Here is a 15349-nt window from a genome sequence, read left to right on the forward strand (position 1 = left end):
TATGCAAATACGCACCCGACTTACGGTTCAGTTTTCCTTGCTGGTAAGCGGTATTTTGCTGGTCACCTTTCTGGCCGTCTACTTTTTTACCTATTATAATGTTACCGAGGACTTTTACGACCGGCTCCGCTCGAAAGCGAAGTCGCAGGCAGAACTTTTGCTAAAAGTACAGGTGCCGCTCATCAATGCGGAAGTACTCAAAGCCCTCGACGAAACCAACCGCGACCTCATTTACGACGAAAACATCTTCATTTTCGACGAAAAGAACCGGCTTATTTACAGTAACTCCACGACCCCGCAGCTCAAAGCACTGCACGTTTCCAATTACTGGCTCGACGAAATCCGCAAAGCCGGCCAGATCCGCTATAATGACGGCGATTATAAAGTGGTAGGACTTTACTACAAATACCCTTTCAACAAAGCCGTGGTTATGCTCGGGGCCAAGGACTTGTACGGGCAGGCGAACCTTTCAAACCTCAAAACGCTGCTTACCGTATTATACCTTGTCGTAACGTTCGTAGTGGCAATCGTGGGATGGATATTCTCCAAACGTGCATTAAGGCCTATTTCAAAGGTAATGAATGCGGTGGAAGGCATTTTGCCCCAAAAACTCGACACCCGCCTCAATGTACCCAACCAGAAAGACGAGATCGGACGGTTGACCATCACTTTCAATAAGCTCCTCGACCGCATTGAAACAGCTTTTCAAATGCAGAAAATCTTTGTCGCGAACGTCTCGCACGAACTGAAAAATCCGTTGACAAAGATTAAATCACAGCTGGAAGTGAGCATGCTCAAAGAGCGAAACCCGGCCGAGTACCAGATGACGATCCGCTCCGTATTGGAAGATATTCAGGAGTTGGGGCAGCTTTCCAATACACTGCTAGAACTTGCAAAAGTCAGCGAAGACCAGCGTGACCTGCTCACGGAGCTCATCCGCGTCGACGACCTCCTTCTCGACTGCCGCATGAACCTCGCCCAGGCTAACCCGACCTACAACATCCAGCTCAATTTCGACGAACTTCCGGAAGACGACACCTGGCTCGAAATCACCGGCAATTCAACGCTGCTTAAAACCGCGTTCCTGAACCTGATGGACAATGCTTGCAAATTTTCGGACGACAATGCTGTGACCGTCTGCCTGCTACCCTCCCGTGGACAACTGGGGCTTACGTTTTCGGACAGCGGGAAGGGTATTCCCGATAAAGACAAGAGTCTCGTTTTCCAGCCATTCTATCGCAGCGACAACACGGCGAACATCAAAGGCTACGGCATCGGACTTTCACTCGTAGAGCGCATCGTAAAGCTGCACAATGGCAGTATCAGCATTCAATCCAACGTTCCGAAAGGCACGACATTTCGCTTAACTTTTTTGCGCCTCTAAGGAAATTCTAACTTATTATTAACGCCTTTCTAAGTATTGTTGATCTTATTTGTAATGTCGACAGGGCGAAACAACCGCCGGACGACAAACTCAAAGGATTTCATTTTTTGTGGTGTTAATAAGCAAACTTGGCAGGTGTCTCTCACGCCTGCCAATTTTTTTGTCATTTGTGGTCAGGTGTTGTCATTGGGAGTCAGGTGTGGTGATTGATATAAAAAGAGAGGAGAAACTGGCCGACTGACCAAATTCTCCTCCCAACCTTTCAATGACTATTATATGATTATCAATGACAATACATGACTACCAATGACAACACCTGACCACTTCTGACCACAAAACGATCAGAACATCATGCATTAGTGCTTCTTTCGGATTTCGATAATCTTCAACTTGTTCAACAGCTTGATCACCGGGTAAGTCGGGTCGACTTCGAACCACTTGGAACCGAAGTTGATCGAATTCGGGCGCTTGTGGTGGTTGTTCTGGAAGAGCTCACCCATCATCAGGAAGTCGAAGATCAGGGAGTTTTTAGACTTATCGTCGTTATCGAAATTCTGGTAACCATATTTGTGTCCGCTCCAATTGACGATCGCTCCATGGATCGGGCCCATCAGGAAATGGATCGGCAGCAGGAAGAAAAACGCCCAGTGCATATCCAGATAGATGTAAGCCAGCACATAGAACACGATGTACAAAATACCCCAGCCCACTCTCGAAATCCAGGAATCGCCCAGCTTTTCTACAAAATTCCATTCAGGATAATTACGCTCGAAACGGCTCTCGATGGCACGCTTGCGGTTCAATACGGCATTGTAAATGTTTTTGGTCTCCCACATCATCGTGAACACGTTTTTCGTGTGGTGCGGTGAATGCGGGTCTTTATCGGTATCGCTGAACGCATGGTGCATGCGGTGCAGGATCGCATAGGCACGGGGGCTCAGGTAAGAAGAACCTTGTGAAAGATAAGTAAGCAAATAGAAGAACCGTTCCCACGGCTTGCTCATGATGAACATTTTATGAGCGGAATAACGGTGCAGGAAAAAGGTTTGACAGAATAGTGACAAATACCAATGTACAACAAATACAATCAGGACTATATACATGGAATGGCGGAAAATGATAATATGCTAAACTTTGCACAAAAGTAAGTGCCAAAGGTTAGAAAACCGAAATTTCCCAAACTAAATTTGGAATATAACCATAGAACTTGCTCCGTTTGTAACCGTCACGCACCTACTCGACCATAAAAGCGTAACTAAGGAGGTTAGCACCCATTTGCAGTGCCTTGCGGCGCATTTCCTCGGGGTCGTTGTACACGCTCTGATCCTCCCAACCATTACCCAGATCGGTTTCGTAGCTGTAATAGCAAATCAGCCGGCCCTGCCAGATCAATCCGAAGCCCTGTGGCTGTTTGCCGTCATGCTCATGAACTTTCGGCAGACCGTCGGGAAAATTGTACTTCATATGGTAAACCTGGTGATCATACGGAAGCTCTACGAATGACAGTTCGGGAAAGACTTTTTTCATTTCCCGGCGGATAAACTGGTCGAGGCCGTAATTGTCGTCCACATGCAGGAAACCGCCCGAAAGCAGGTAATTCCTCAGGTTTTGTGCCTCCGCGTCGCTGAAAACGACATTCCCATGCCCGGTCATATGAACAAACGGGTAGGAGAAAATATCCGGACTGCCTACTTCGACCACATCCTCTACCGGGTTAATGTTCATTTTCAACTCCGCATTACAGAACTTAATCAGGTTCGGCAGCGAGGTTTTATTGGCATACCAGTCGCCGCCGCCGCCGTATTTCAGCTTCGCGATTTTGAGCGACGACTGCGCAAACGACACACTCGAGGCGCACAGTAATAGGGCAATAACGAGGAGGCGGATGCTCATATCAATGATTGAATGATTGAATGATTGAATGATTGAATGTGTGATAGAAAAGTCAAATGTGGTCAGGAATGGTCAGATATTGTTCAACGATTCCCACGAATTCTATGACTACTTCTGACGCAATGACTATAAAACCTATTCAGTCATTCAGTCATTCAGTCATTCAAAACCCATTATAAAACCTGCGCCAGGTTAATCGCATGGCAACCTGCAACCGCAGCCGTTTCAGTACGGAGCCTTGTTGGACCTAACGACACCGTTTCGAAACCGCTTTCCAGCGCTAATCCCACTTCCTTGGGGCTAAAATCACCTTCCGGACCGATTAGTAGCGTCGTATCGCTGCCCTTTTTTATTTTACTGAAAACGTGTTCCACCATATTTTGTTCCGGAACGTAAGCGATAAGCCGGACTGCGTCGCCCACGTTTTTAATAAACGGCTCGTACCTGTTATTTACTGTAATGACCGGCATATAATATTGCTGCGACTGCTTCATGGCAGCGGCGGCAATACGGTTCAGCCTTGTCAGGTTCACCACGCGGTTCAAAGTTTCGGGGTTGGTATGCTCGGTCACAACGAAATCAATACGCTCCACACCGATTTCGGTCATTTTCTCCACCATCCATTCGTTTCGCTCGGCCTTGCGTGTGGGCGCGATAGCCATATGGACGGCGAAATTTCTCCGGTCCGTCATTTTGGATTCTATCACTTCGTAACCTACTTTTCGTCCGTGAACGTTGAGCCGGCATTTTTGGAGCAATCCCTGGCCATTTGTGACGTAAATCATGTCGCCGGTACCCAGCCTCAAAACCTTCGAACTATGCCTTGCTTCCTCCTCGTCGAGTTCAAAAACGTGAGGGTCAGGCTGGTAAAACAAATGCATTTTTCCAATATTGTGATAATGTGAGCAAATACCGCTGAAGCCTCCAAAAATATACAAAATATCGGCAACGGCACAAAATTTAAAATCCCCGCAGAATTCTATCCAGTCGCGACTCCAAAAATGACAGTTTATTGGATATTCTCGGTATTTTATGTTTTCAAAGGCATATTTTTAACCTGTTTCAGACTTTTTAGCAAAAAAATTTCACAAAACGCCATTTTTTGAATCTCACTCATTTTATTGGAATAGTACATTTTTTACTGACAATACTACCACGAACACAATAATATTTTGTCGATGGCTAATTTTTCCTAACATTTATTTTTTGTAAATACATTTTTGCATTAATATTGTGCCGTTATAATTATTCGTCACCACTTTATCTAGTACTATTATGTCAAAGTCCAAGCTGGAATATATTTGGTTGGATGGCTACAAGCCGACCCAAAGTTTACGCAGCAAAACCAAAATTGAAAACGATTTTAGTGGAAAACTGGAAGATTGCGCAATGTGGTCGTTTGATGGCTCGTCAACTGAGCAGGCTCCTGGCGGTTCTTCCGACTGTTTGCTGAAACCGGTTTACATTATCCCCGATCCACAGCGCAAAAATGGCTACCTGGTAATGTGCGAGGTATTGAACGCTGACGGAACTCCTCACGAATCAAACGGTCGCGCAACTATCGAAGACGACGATAACGACTTCTGGTTCGGATTTGAACAAGAATATTTCCTTTGGGACAACGAAACCAACAAACCGCTTGGCTTCCCTGCCAATGGCTACCCAGCTCCACAAGGACCCTACTATTGCTCAGTAGGCGCGAAAAACGCTTTCGGTCGTGAAATCATCGAAGAGCATTTGGACGCTTGCCTCGATGCCGGCCTGAACGTTGAAGGTATCAACGCTGAGGTGGCAGCAGGACAGTGGGAATTCCAAATCTTTGCAAAAGGTGCGAAAGAAGCTGGTGACCAGATCTGGTTGGGCCGTTACCTTCTCGAAAGAATCGGCGAAAAATACGGTGTATCTATCAACTGGCACTGCAAGCCGCTCGGCGCGCTTGACTGGAACGGTTCAGGTATGCATGCTAACTTCTCGAACTCTACTTTGAGAACTGCCGGAAGCAAAGATACTTTCGATAAAATCTGCGAAGCATTCCGCCCGGTAGTGAAAGAGCACATCGAAGTTTACGGTGCTGACAACCACCTGCGTTTGACTGGAAAGCACGAAACTGCTTCTATCCATGATTTCAGCTACGGCGTTTCTGACCGTGGTGCTTCTATTCGTATCCCTGTTGTCGTTCCTGCAAAAGGATGGAGCGGATACCTCGAAGACCGTCGTCCGAACTCTGCTGCTGATCCTTACAAAGTGGCAGCCCGTATCATCAAGACTGTAAAATCTGCTGTTATCTAATCCGCAGAATGTCATAATAAGCAAAACGACCACCCAAAAGGTGGTCGTTTTGCTTATTATGACATTCTGTAACCCAGCCTTTAAAGGCTGGGTAGGCCAGGGCCAGTATCTGTACCGATCAATCTTCGTCCTCGCTGCCCATGAAAGAGTATAAGGTGGGATCAAGCTGCACATTGCCTGATGTATAGGCGTTGATGAAGTCGCTGATCACCTGCTCATCGATCTCCGTTTTATTCAAACCTACTTCCAGGCCCACGCCGTACTCAAACTGATCGTCTACTTCGATGTGCTCACGGACGGTAATCTCCTCCCCTTCTTCGATTTCTTCGATAAACTCGGTGAGCAGCAATTCGGCTTCGTCCTCCTGCTCGTCGGAGATCTTATAGTTGGCCGGACGCTCATCCGGCGACAAATAGCCCGGCATTTCCTTTTTCAACCGTTCCAGCGCCTCGTCGTACACGAGCGTTGAATGGTGCAGGCGCAAAGTGTAAATCAAGGCATCATAAATAACCTCCTGATTTTTATAAGTACCGACAAACTGCACGTGTGCGTGCTCGTTATTGTCTCCTTCATCCTCAAATTCGTCCTCTACATATATAAAGTTCGAATTCTCGGCCTTGCATTCGGCTTTGAGCTGCGCGATTTCTTCTGGATCAAATCCGGGATTCATATTCTTCTGTTGTTTGATTCAACTGTAAAACTACTCTAAAAATAGCATTTCGCGGTATTTAGCCAATGGCCAGTCCTCGTCGTCGATCAACAATTCCAGTTTATCGACGTGGTAACGGATCTCGTCAAAATGCCCCTTCACCTCTGAACCGTAGCATTTCGCACGCTCGAAAAGCTCCTCGATGTTGTTGGCCTTCTTACGGCTTTCGGTCATTTCGTGCACCAGCTTTTTGATGACTACCACATGCGAAGAAATATCGCGGATAATCTCTTTGATCGGCTCGGCTTCTTCGAGCATTTCCAGATCGGTTAGCGAGCGGGCGGTTTGTGCGAGTTTGAACTGGTATTTTACCACCGTAGAAACAATGTGGTTCAATGCCAGGTCACCGATCACGCGCGATTCGATCTGCAATTTTTTCACATAGTTTTCCAGTTCGATCTCGTAACGCGCGTGCAGTTCGCGCGAGCTCAACACGCCTGTTCTTTCAAAAACAGCAATGGTTTTATCAGTCTTATAGGCATACAACGCATCGAAAGTCTCGCGGATATTACTCAAACCACGCTTGGCCGCTTCCTCGATCCATTCGTCGGAATATCCGTTTCCTTCAAAAAGGATGTTTTTAGATTCGAGGTAGTAGCGTTTCAAAATCTCCACGGTCGCCACTTTCTTCTCTTCACCCGCTGCCAGGCGTTCATCCATTTCGCGTTTGAAGTCAATCAACTGATTTGCTACGATCGTATTCAGGATGATCATCGGCGAGGCGCTGTTTTGCGAGCTTCCCACGGCGCGGTATTCGAATTTGTTTCCGGTAAAACAGAATGGCGACGTTCGGTTACGGTCGGTGTTATCGCGTTGAAGGTTCGGAATGCGGGAAATACCGAGTTTATAATAGAAGTTCTCGCCTTTTTCCAGCGTGATCTCTCCCTTGCTTACAAGCTCTTCCAGCATATTAGTAAGGTCCCCCCCTAGGAATACCGACACAATCGACGGCGGCGCCTCGTTCGCGCCCAGGCGATGCTCGTTACCTGCAGACGAAATGGACGCGCGCAGCAAATCGGCGTGGTCATGCACAGCTTTCACAACATTCATCAGGAAAGTGAGGAAGCGCAGGTTTTCTTTCGGTTTTGAGGTCGGTGCGAGGAGGTTAATGCCCGTATCGGTCGACAGCGACCAGTTGTTATGTTTTCCGCTTCCATTAATGCCTGCAAATGGCTTTTCATGGAAAAGAACCTGGAAATTATGCTTGTCGCCGATTTTCTGCATAAGATCCATCAGCAATGCATTGTGATCGATGGCAAGGTTGACTTCTTCAAAAGTCGGGGCACATTCGAACTGGCCGGGTGCTACTTCGTTGTGACGGGTGCGAACCGGAATCCCTAATTTCAACGCTTCAAATTCGAAATCCACCATGAATGCGTTCACACGCGGCGAAATGGATCCGAAGTAATGGTCGTCGAGCTGCTGTCCACGGGCTGGGTTATGCCCAAAAACAGTCCGGCCTGCCATCAGCAAATCGGGACGAGCGTAATACAATGCCTTATCTACCAAAAAATACTCCTGCTCGATCCCGAGCGTAGGTGTAACCTTGGAAACATCCCGGTTGAAAAACTGGCAAACGCCCGTAGCAGCCTTGTCGAGCGTCATGAGCGAGCGCAGGAGTGGCGCTTTGTAATCCAATGCCTCGCCATTGTAGGAAATGAATACGGACGGGATACATAATGTCTTTCCCCCTGCCCCATTGTCCATCAAAAACGCCGGCGAGCTTGGGTCCCAGCCTGTATAGCCCCGCGCCTCGAACGTCGCACGCAAGCCTCCGCTCGGGAACGAAGAGGCGTCCGGCTCCTGCTGCACCAATGCGCTGCCCTTGAATTTCTCGACAGCCTTTCCGTCCATGGTGAGGTCAAAAAACGAATCGTGTTTCTCGGCGGTCGTTCCTGTCAACGGCTGGAACCAGTGGGTATAGTGGGTTGCACCTTTGGAAATGGCCCACGATTTCATGGCTGCCGCCACTTCTTCGGCCACTTCCCGGTCAATCGTCAAGCCGGAACGGATCGAATTGGAAATCTTGGCATATGCCTCTGCCGAAAGCAGGGTCTTCATCACATCATCACTGAATGTATTGCTACCATAAAGGTCGGCTACTTTTTCTGTGGGAGGGGTCAAAACAGGCGAGACGCGGCCTTGCGCGATCTCAAAAGCTTTGGAACGAAACGTCATGTATTTACTGATTTATATTAATTCTCCTCAAAATTATCTATTTACCGATACGAACCGCAAATCGTGCGGACATTTTCATATTAGCTGTCCATCGGTTACCACAGGTTAGCGCATTTTTAAGAACTTTGCAAATTGTTCATAGACACCAATGCGTAAAAGACTTGAATTTATCGCCCTGTACGGGCTGGCCTGGGTCGTCATCTTCCAGTTTTTCCGGGTCATTTTCCTGGCATACCATTATAAAAAGGCACTCGAACTTCCCTCTTCGCTATGGGTGGCTAGCGCATCTCACGGGTTACCGATGGACATTTCCTTCGCGGCCTATATCCTGGCGATTCCAACATTATTAATGATGTTCACCGGCCAACGCTGGGACTGGTACCGCAGGACGCTGGCCATCTATACCATTATTATTGTATCCCTCATCACGCTGCTCACCGTTGTTGATCTCGAACTGTTCCGCGCATGGGGCTTCCGCATCGACGCAACCTCCCTGCATTACCTAGAAACACCCGCGGAAGCGATGGCGTCGATGGGTGCGGCACCGGTATGGCAACTGGTTTTGTTACTTATTGTATTGATTTTTTTGGTCAACCGGGTATTGCAAACCATTATCCGCCGTGTTACAGGATCATTTCGGCGATCACCGCTTTTATACACGATACCCGCGTTCCTTATCCTGGCCGGTAGCCTCGTCATTCCTATCCGCGGCGGCTTCCAGCTCGCGCCAATGAACGAAAGCGCAGTGTTTTTCAGCGACAAGAGCTTTGCTAATTACGCTGCAGTGAATGTGCCGTGGAATTACATGCGCTCGGTTTTGAATGCGAGTTATTCCAATAAGAACCCGTTCAAATACACAGAAGATGCGGAAGCAAACCAAACTGTCGCGGATCTGTACAAATCAAATGGCAAGACGGATCAGGTTATTGACACGGTCGGTAAAAAGAATGTGCTGGTGATTATCTGGGAAAGTTTCACAGCAAAGGCGGTGGGCTCACTCGGCGGTTTAAAAAACATCACTCCCCAGTTTGACCAGATTGCCAAAGAAGGGCTGCTCTTTACCAATATATATGCAAGCGGTAACCGCAGCGACAAGGGAATGGTAGCCATTTTGAGCGGTTATCCAGCCCAACCTACCACTTCCATTATTAAAATACCTAAAAAAACCGCATCGCTTCCGTCCCTGCCAACGATTTTCAAAACCAACGGCTGGCAAACATCCTTTTACTACGGAGGCGAAACCGAGTTTGCCAATATGAAATCCTACTTCCTCCAACAGGGTTTCGACCGGATCGTCGATATTAATGATTTCGATTCCAAAGACATGAATTCCAAATGGGGGGCGCACGACCATGTGGTTTTCAAACGATTAATGCACGACCTTGATCAGGAAAAGCGGCCGTTCTTCTCGACGATGTTTACATTAAGCAGCCACGAACCGTTTGAAGTACCCACCAAAACCGTAATCGCCGGCAACGATCCGGAGCATTTGTTCCTGAATGCATTACATTACACCGACGAATCCCTGGGCGCATTCCTCCGCGAGGCCCAAACCAAGCCTTGGTGGAAAAATACGCTCGTCGTCATCATCGCCGACCACGGTCATCCATTGCCCGAAACGCGGAAAGACAAGCCCTCGGAGTTTCATATTCCCATGCTCTGGCTCGGAGGCGCACTCACTGCTGCGCCTGCACGCGTGGACACGCTCGCATCGCAAACCGACCTCGCCGCCACGATTTTGAATCAAATGCACCTTCCTTCCGGAACTTTTGCATGGAGTAACGACATTTTCAAAAAAGGTCGCCAGGATTTTGCCTATTTCGCATTCAACAACGGCCTCGGCTGGATGCGCCCGGACGGATTTCTTGTCAGGGACAACATCGGAGGGAATATCACCGAGAAAAGCGGCGCTTTATTACCACAGGAAGAAGACCTTAGCAAGGCTTACCTGCAATCTTCTTTTGGAGATTATTTAAAGCGTTGATAATAAAGGTGTAATTTTGCAGGATATTTGAAAACAATGAAAAGAGTCGCTTTCTATACATTAGGGTGCAAGCTGAATTACTCAGAAAGCTCTTCCATCGGACGGATGTTCGAGGATAAGGGTTATACCAAAGTGGAATTCAACGAAAACCCGGATATTTTTATCATCAACACCTGCTCGGTCACAGAGAATGCGGACAAGAAATGCCGCAAAATCGTGCGCGAGGCCCAGAAGATCAATGCGGACGGCTATGTGGCCATCATTGGTTGCTACGCGCAGCTGAAACCGAAGGAAATCTCCGAAATACCCGGCGTTGACGCCGTTTTAGGCGCTGCCGAGAAATTCCGGTTGGTAGAATTGATCGATACATTTGAAAAAGCGCCGTCAGGCCAGCCCGCACAGGTAATCGCTTCGACGATCGACAATGCGGTTGAGTACCATACCTCCTACTCGCTCAACGATCGCACGCGCACGTTCCTGAAAGTGCAGGACGGCTGCGACTACCCATGCGCGTATTGCACAATCCCGCTCGCACGCGGGAAGAGCCGGTCCGACAGTATTGAAAATATCGTGAAGGCCGCGCGCGACATTGCCGCACGTGATGTGAAGGAAATTGTACTTACCGGTGTAAATATCGGCGATTTCGGCTTGCGCAACAGCGTTCGCGAAGAAACTTTCCTGAATCTGATTAAGGCATTGGACGAAGTGCAAGGCATTGAGCGTTTCCGCATTTCATCCATCGAGCCTAACCTGCTTACCGATGAGATCATCGAGTTTGTAGCGCAATCCAAACGATTTGCCCCCCATTTCCATATTCCATTGCAATCAGGGTCCAACAAGGTGCTTGGCCTGATGAAGCGCCGCTACAAACGCGAACTGTATGCCGAGCGCGTGGCGAAAATCAAATCGCTGATGCCTGATTGCTGCATTGGCGTGGATGTGATCGTAGGTCATGCGGGTGAAACGAAGGAGCTGTTTGAAGAAACTTATCGCTTTTTGAATGAGTTGGAGGTTTCGTATTTACACGTATTTACGTATTCGGAAAGAGAAAATACGACTGCATTAGCCATTCGGCCTGTTGTTCCCAAAGCGGAACGGGCGGAACGCTCTAAAATGCTGCATATTCTTTCGGATAAAAAGAAACGGTTCTTTTATGAAAGCCAGATCGGCAAGGTAGGCAAAGTGCTGTTTGAAGATGAGGTGCAGAACGGGCAGATGCTTGGGTTTACAGGTAACTACGTGCGCGTGGCTGTGAAGTACGATCCATTGCTAATCAATGAAACCAAGGATGTGCGGTATGATCACATTAATGCAGAGGGGTTGATGGAAGTTACCGAGACTCAGGAAGAGATTTTAGTGCATTAGAATAGATTAGAAGCTGGCTCTGAGAAGCAATTTTAATCTATTACCGTCGACTTAAGTCGACGGCAAGGGACTAAAAAATCCTTTGCCCCCCCGGATTTTAACCAGGGATTTAAAGGGAAAGGAATCTGGAAATTTTAAAATCTGGAAAATAAAGAAAGCCCGACCATTTGGCCGGGCTTCTTCATTTATTCTTATAGTTTAGATTAAGCCTCTACAAGGAACTCGTCGTGCTGGCTCACATCCAGACCTGCTTTCTCATCTTGCTCAGACACACGAAGTGGCAGGATCAGGTCAGTGATTTTCAGCAGCAGGAATGAGCCAACGAATGCGAATACCGATACACCTACCAGGGCAATTACATGGTTGATGAACAGTTTGGTTTCGCCGAATGCCAGACCTTGATCTACTACCAGTGAGTTAACACCGCTGGTTGCGAAGATACCGGTCATAAGCATACCTACCATACCACCTACACCGTGGCAAGGGAATACGTCGAGTGTATCGTCCAATGTCGAACGTGTACGGAGGTGAGCGATATAGTTAGAAGTGATCGCAGCGATAGTACCGATGAACAACGAAGCAGGAACCGTTACAAAACCGGCAGCAGGTGTAATGGCAACCAGACCAACTACTGCACCGATACAGAAACCAAGTGCAGATACTTTTTTACCTCTTGCAGCATCGAAAAGGACCCATGCCAAACCAGCAGCACCGGCAGCAGTGTTAGTAGTAGCGAAAGCTGAAACTGCCAATGGAGAAGCTGTCAGAGCAGAACCGGCATTGAAACCGAACCATCCGAACCAAAGCAAACCTGTACCCAACAATACGAATGGAATGTTTGCAGGAGGAAGCACGTGATCTTCGAGGAGCGACTTGCGGCGTTTCAGGTACAATGCACCAGCGAATGCAGCCCAACCGGCCGACATGTGAACAACAGTACCACCAGCGAAGTCAAGTACCCCCATTTTGAAAAGGATACCGTCTGCATGCCATGTCATATGACAGAGCGGAGTGTAGATAAACACACAGAAAAGGATAATGAAAAGAACGTAAGAGCGGAAGTTGATACGCTCAGCCATCGAGCCGGTTACAAGCGCAGGAGTAATTACCGCGAACTTCAACTGGAACATTGCGAACAAAGCGAAAGGAATGGTTCCCCAAATCGGACCGTCCAATACGCCTTTGAACATGAAGTGCGTAGTTGGGTTGCCGATGAAACCACCGATATCCTCACCAAACGCAAGACTGAAACCGCAAACTACCCACACCACACTGATTACTCCCATTGCGATGAAGCTCTGGAGCATCGTGGAAATGACGTTTTTGGTGTTGACCATTCCTCCGTAGAAGTATGCCAGACCAGGAGTCATGAGCAATACCAGTGCGGATGAAACAAGCATCCACGCTGTGTCGCCCGAATTGATGCCCTCCGTCACGATCTGCGTCGGAACATTGGGGACGAAGGCACCGAGGATGCTGATTACCAGGAGGATAATCAGTGGGATAAAGTTACGTTTTTCCATTGTAGTAAATTATTGTTATTGTATTAGATTAAGAAGGTATTCGTGTGAAATGCTGTTGTGTCAGAATTTGTAAATGAATGCGAGTCCGAAAGTGGTTTGACTGTTTTTTGTCCATCCGCCGTCCGAATCCTGGAACTGCTGCGCTTCACCACCTTTTTGTTTAGGATATGCGTCGAGGCGGAATTCAGGTTTAACCAGAATGTGCCCGTCTGCAAGATTGATATTACCGGTCAGTGTGACCGAGTTTACTTTGGTACCTGTACCGGCAGGAGTCAGCAAACCGCGCACACCATTGTCGTTGTTGAAGTACTCGTAGCGTGCACCGATTCCGAAGTTATCTGTGATAGCCGTATTGGCGTACACTGCAAAACCACCCCATGACTCAGTATCAACCGGACCACCTGCACCCTGATAATCACCTTTTTGAGATCCGTAAGCGGCATTCAGACCCAAGAGGAATTTCTCAGTCACCTGGAAGCTCGTGGTAATATCGAACACCTGGTAGAAACCGTCCGGCTGCTTACCCAGTGAATCCGTATTTGCTTCGTTGCTTCCGATATAGTTCAGGTAAACGTTCCAGTTGTTAACCGGCTTAAAGTACAGCTGGCTGATAATCCCCTTCGCGCGGTTATTGTCGCCCAGACCATCTACGTTGTTCACAACACCCACCATCAACGACGCCTTGTCGGAGAATGCGTAGGTCGCTTTCAAACCGGCATGGTAGAAAGGGCCATTGTTGAACAAGTTGGAAAGCGAGTAGTTGAAGTTGGCCGGTGCGTCGATCACTTCGTACCCGATATGCGTACCGAACTGTCCAGCTGTCATCGAGAACTTGTCGGTGAATTTGTATGTAAAGTATGCTTGCTTAATGGCGAGCGCAGTGCTGAATAGCGAGTTGCCGTAGTTACCGAGGTTGGCGTTAGGTCCGAAAGTAAGGTCGACAACCGCTTCCGACTTGGCATTGGTATAAGCGACTTTCGCCTGAACCAAACCCAGCGAGAACTGGCCCGATTTCTGGTCGAACACCCGTGCGTTGGTGGCGCCCATATTGGAGCGGGATGCAGGTTTGTTGAAATTAGCCATGTAATAGGAATCCAGATAACCCGAGAAAGCGAACGCTCCTTTGGCCTCCTCCTCGTCCTTAGCCTCTGTTACCACCGCAGTATCGGCTTTCACCGCCTTCTTATCATCTTCCTCCTTCGCAAAACCCAAAAAAGGAACCATCAAAGATAATACTGTGCAATAGACTTTTTTCATAATTATATTCTGTTTAAGTTAATATTACTCTCCGGCTGCATTACTGGATCAAATATTGTACTTAAATTATATTTATCAAATAATATAGCCAAGATTTATATCAAAAAATCCAATTTTCTAATTTTTATCATGTTTTTTATCGTTTTTGAAACACAAAATCGACAAAATCTAACTTTTATTAAAAAATTGAAAATTCTGCATATAAACACCAAAACAGAATTTTCTTCAAAAGACAGTATTGCAGTTATTAAGAAATTTTATTATTATAATGCCATTTCCAGAACCGACAGGGCACAAAAAAAGCCTGCTGTGCAGCAGGCTTTGCATTTTTTATATTCAGCAGGGTCTATTCACCGTGCATCCATGCTTTTTTGGCAAGCAGTGTTTCTTCCTCTTCCTCGTTGTCGGGATCTGGTACACAGCAGTCGACCGGACAAACCGCGGCACACTGGGGTTCTTCGTGGAAGCCGACGCACTCGGTACATTTATCTGTAACTATATAATAAAATTCGTCGGAAACAGGGGACTGCTTTTCTTTACCACTTACGATGGTGCCATCACCGAAGTCCACTTCATCTAAACTCGTTCCATCCCCCCAAGTCCATTCTACACCTCCCTCATAAATTGCTGTATTCGGGCATTCTGGCTCACACGCCCCACAATTTATGCATTCATCGGTTATCATTATAGCCATAGTCGCCGGATTGTTTATATTTGTTGCTATTCTTCTGTATTGGGTAACAAATATAACTATTTATAGTTTCCCA

Annotated in this window: 12 protein-coding genes; 4 read left to right on the plus strand and 8 right to left on the minus strand. The window is 47.4% G+C overall.

All coding sequences use genetic code 11. The features are described from left to right. Position 1 precedes the first annotated feature (1 nt). Positions 2–1384, plus strand: a complete 1383-nt coding sequence (locus tag AC2YIT_RS27370; protein WP_430846142.1) for a sensor histidine kinase — start codon at positions 2–4, stop codon at positions 1382–1384. A gap of 356 nt (positions 1385–1740) precedes the next feature. Here the strand turns inward: AC2YIT_RS27370 and AC2YIT_RS27375 are convergent, their stop codons facing one another. The 3 genes from AC2YIT_RS27375 to AC2YIT_RS27385 form a co-directional block, all read right to left on the minus strand. Then, a complete protein-coding gene (locus AC2YIT_RS27375; protein ID WP_430846140.1) occupies positions 1741–2487 on the minus strand; it encodes an acyl-CoA desaturase in 747 nt (248 codons plus the stop codon). Positions 2488–2617: 130 nt separating this feature from the next. Then, entirely contained in the window at positions 2618–3277 is a 660-nt protein-coding gene (locus AC2YIT_RS27380) for a DUF4159 domain-containing protein (RefSeq protein WP_430846138.1), read from the minus strand. Between the two features lie 173 nt (positions 3278–3450). Beyond that, positions 3451–4158, minus strand: a complete 708-nt coding sequence (locus tag AC2YIT_RS27385; protein ID WP_430846136.1) for an RsmE family RNA methyltransferase — start codon at positions 4156–4158, stop codon at positions 3451–3453. A gap of 394 nt (positions 4159–4552) precedes the next feature. On the opposite strand from AC2YIT_RS27385, the gene AC2YIT_RS27390 reads away from it, so the two are divergent. Continuing rightward, complete coding sequence (locus tag AC2YIT_RS27390; protein WP_430846134.1) at positions 4553–5566, plus strand: glutamine synthetase beta-grasp domain-containing protein; 1014 nt, start codon at positions 4553–4555, stop codon at positions 5564–5566. A gap of 118 nt (positions 5567–5684) precedes the next feature. On the opposite strand, the gene AC2YIT_RS27395 is transcribed toward AC2YIT_RS27390, so the two are convergent. Both AC2YIT_RS27395 and AC2YIT_RS27400 read right to left on the minus strand, forming a co-directional pair. Beyond that, entirely contained in the window at positions 5685–6236 is a 552-nt protein-coding gene (locus AC2YIT_RS27395; RefSeq protein WP_430846132.1) for a hypothetical protein, read from the minus strand. Between the two features lie 30 nt (positions 6237–6266). Then, a complete protein-coding gene (locus tag AC2YIT_RS27400) occupies positions 6267–8453 on the minus strand; it encodes a glutamine synthetase III family protein (protein ID WP_430846130.1) in 2187 nt (728 codons plus the stop codon). A gap of 148 nt (positions 8454–8601) precedes the next feature. Between AC2YIT_RS27400 and AC2YIT_RS27405 the strand changes: the two genes are divergently transcribed. Together AC2YIT_RS27405 and mtaB are read left to right on the plus strand one after the other, a co-directional pair. After that, positions 8602–10437, plus strand: coding sequence for an LTA synthase family protein (locus tag AC2YIT_RS27405; RefSeq protein ID WP_487281308.1), 1836 nt, complete (start codon positions 8602–8604; stop codon positions 10435–10437). Between the two features lie 36 nt (positions 10438–10473). Continuing rightward, positions 10474–11802 carry a tRNA (N(6)-L-threonylcarbamoyladenosine(37)-C(2))-methylthiotransferase MtaB gene (gene mtaB / locus AC2YIT_RS27410; protein WP_487281309.1) on the plus strand — a complete coding sequence of 443 codons (1329 nt, stop codon included), beginning with the start codon at positions 10474–10476 and terminating at the stop codon, positions 11800–11802. A gap of 203 nt (positions 11803–12005) precedes the next feature. Here the strand turns inward: mtaB and AC2YIT_RS27415 are convergent, their stop codons facing one another. The 3 genes from AC2YIT_RS27415 to AC2YIT_RS27425 form a co-directional block, all read right to left on the minus strand. After that, on the minus strand, positions 12006–13325 hold the full coding sequence (locus tag AC2YIT_RS27415) for an ammonium transporter (RefSeq protein WP_309985261.1): 1320 nt from the start codon (positions 13323–13325) through the stop codon (positions 12006–12008). A 60-nt stretch (positions 13326–13385) separates the two neighbouring features. Further along, positions 13386–14582 (minus strand): porin, encoded by a 1197-nt coding sequence (locus tag AC2YIT_RS27420; RefSeq protein ID WP_487281310.1) that lies wholly within the window; start codon positions 14580–14582, stop codon positions 13386–13388. Between the two features lie 346 nt (positions 14583–14928). Then, the gene (locus AC2YIT_RS27425) at positions 14929–15276 is read right to left on the minus strand and encodes a 4Fe-4S binding protein (protein ID WP_083769031.1); all 348 of its coding nucleotides are present in this window, start codon (positions 15274–15276) and stop codon (positions 14929–14931) included. Between the last annotated feature and the right edge of the window lie 73 nt (positions 15277–15349).

It is taken from the genome of Dyadobacter sp. SRI_021 (genome assembly GCF_057586235.1).

Bases quoted from the DNA above. Each gene is read 5' to 3' on its own strand.
- AC2YIT_RS27370 (WP_430846142.1), top strand. From the start codon at position 2: ATGCAAATACGCACCCGACTTACGGTTCAGTTTTCCTTGCTGGTAAGC.
- AC2YIT_RS27375 (WP_430846140.1), bottom strand. From the start codon at position 2,487: ATGTATATAGTCCTGATTGTATTTGTTGTACATTGGTATTTGTCACTA.
- AC2YIT_RS27380 (WP_430846138.1), bottom strand. From the start codon at position 3,277: ATGAGCATCCGCCTCCTCGTTATTGCCCTATTACTGTGCGCCTCGAGT.
- AC2YIT_RS27385 (WP_430846136.1), bottom strand. From the start codon at position 4,158: ATGCATTTGTTTTACCAGCCTGACCCTCACGTTTTTGAACTCGACGAG.
- AC2YIT_RS27390 (WP_430846134.1), top strand. From the start codon at position 4,553: ATGTCAAAGTCCAAGCTGGAATATATTTGGTTGGATGGCTACAAGCCG.
- AC2YIT_RS27395 (WP_430846132.1), bottom strand. From the start codon at position 6,236: ATGAATCCCGGATTTGATCCAGAAGAAATCGCGCAGCTCAAAGCCGAA.
- AC2YIT_RS27400 (WP_430846130.1), bottom strand. From the start codon at position 8,453: ATGACGTTTCGTTCCAAAGCTTTTGAGATCGCGCAAGGCCGCGTCTCG.
- AC2YIT_RS27405 (WP_487281308.1), top strand. From the start codon at position 8,602: ATGCGTAAAAGACTTGAATTTATCGCCCTGTACGGGCTGGCCTGGGTC.
- mtaB (WP_487281309.1), top strand. From the start codon at position 10,474: ATGAAAAGAGTCGCTTTCTATACATTAGGGTGCAAGCTGAATTACTCA.
- AC2YIT_RS27415 (WP_309985261.1), bottom strand. From the start codon at position 13,325: ATGGAAAAACGTAACTTTATCCCACTGATTATCCTCCTGGTAATCAGC.
- AC2YIT_RS27420 (WP_487281310.1), bottom strand. From the start codon at position 14,582: ATGAAAAAAGTCTATTGCACAGTATTATCTTTGATGGTTCCTTTTTTG.
- AC2YIT_RS27425 (WP_083769031.1), bottom strand. From the start codon at position 15,276: ATGGCTATAATGATAACCGATGAATGCATAAATTGTGGGGCGTGTGAG.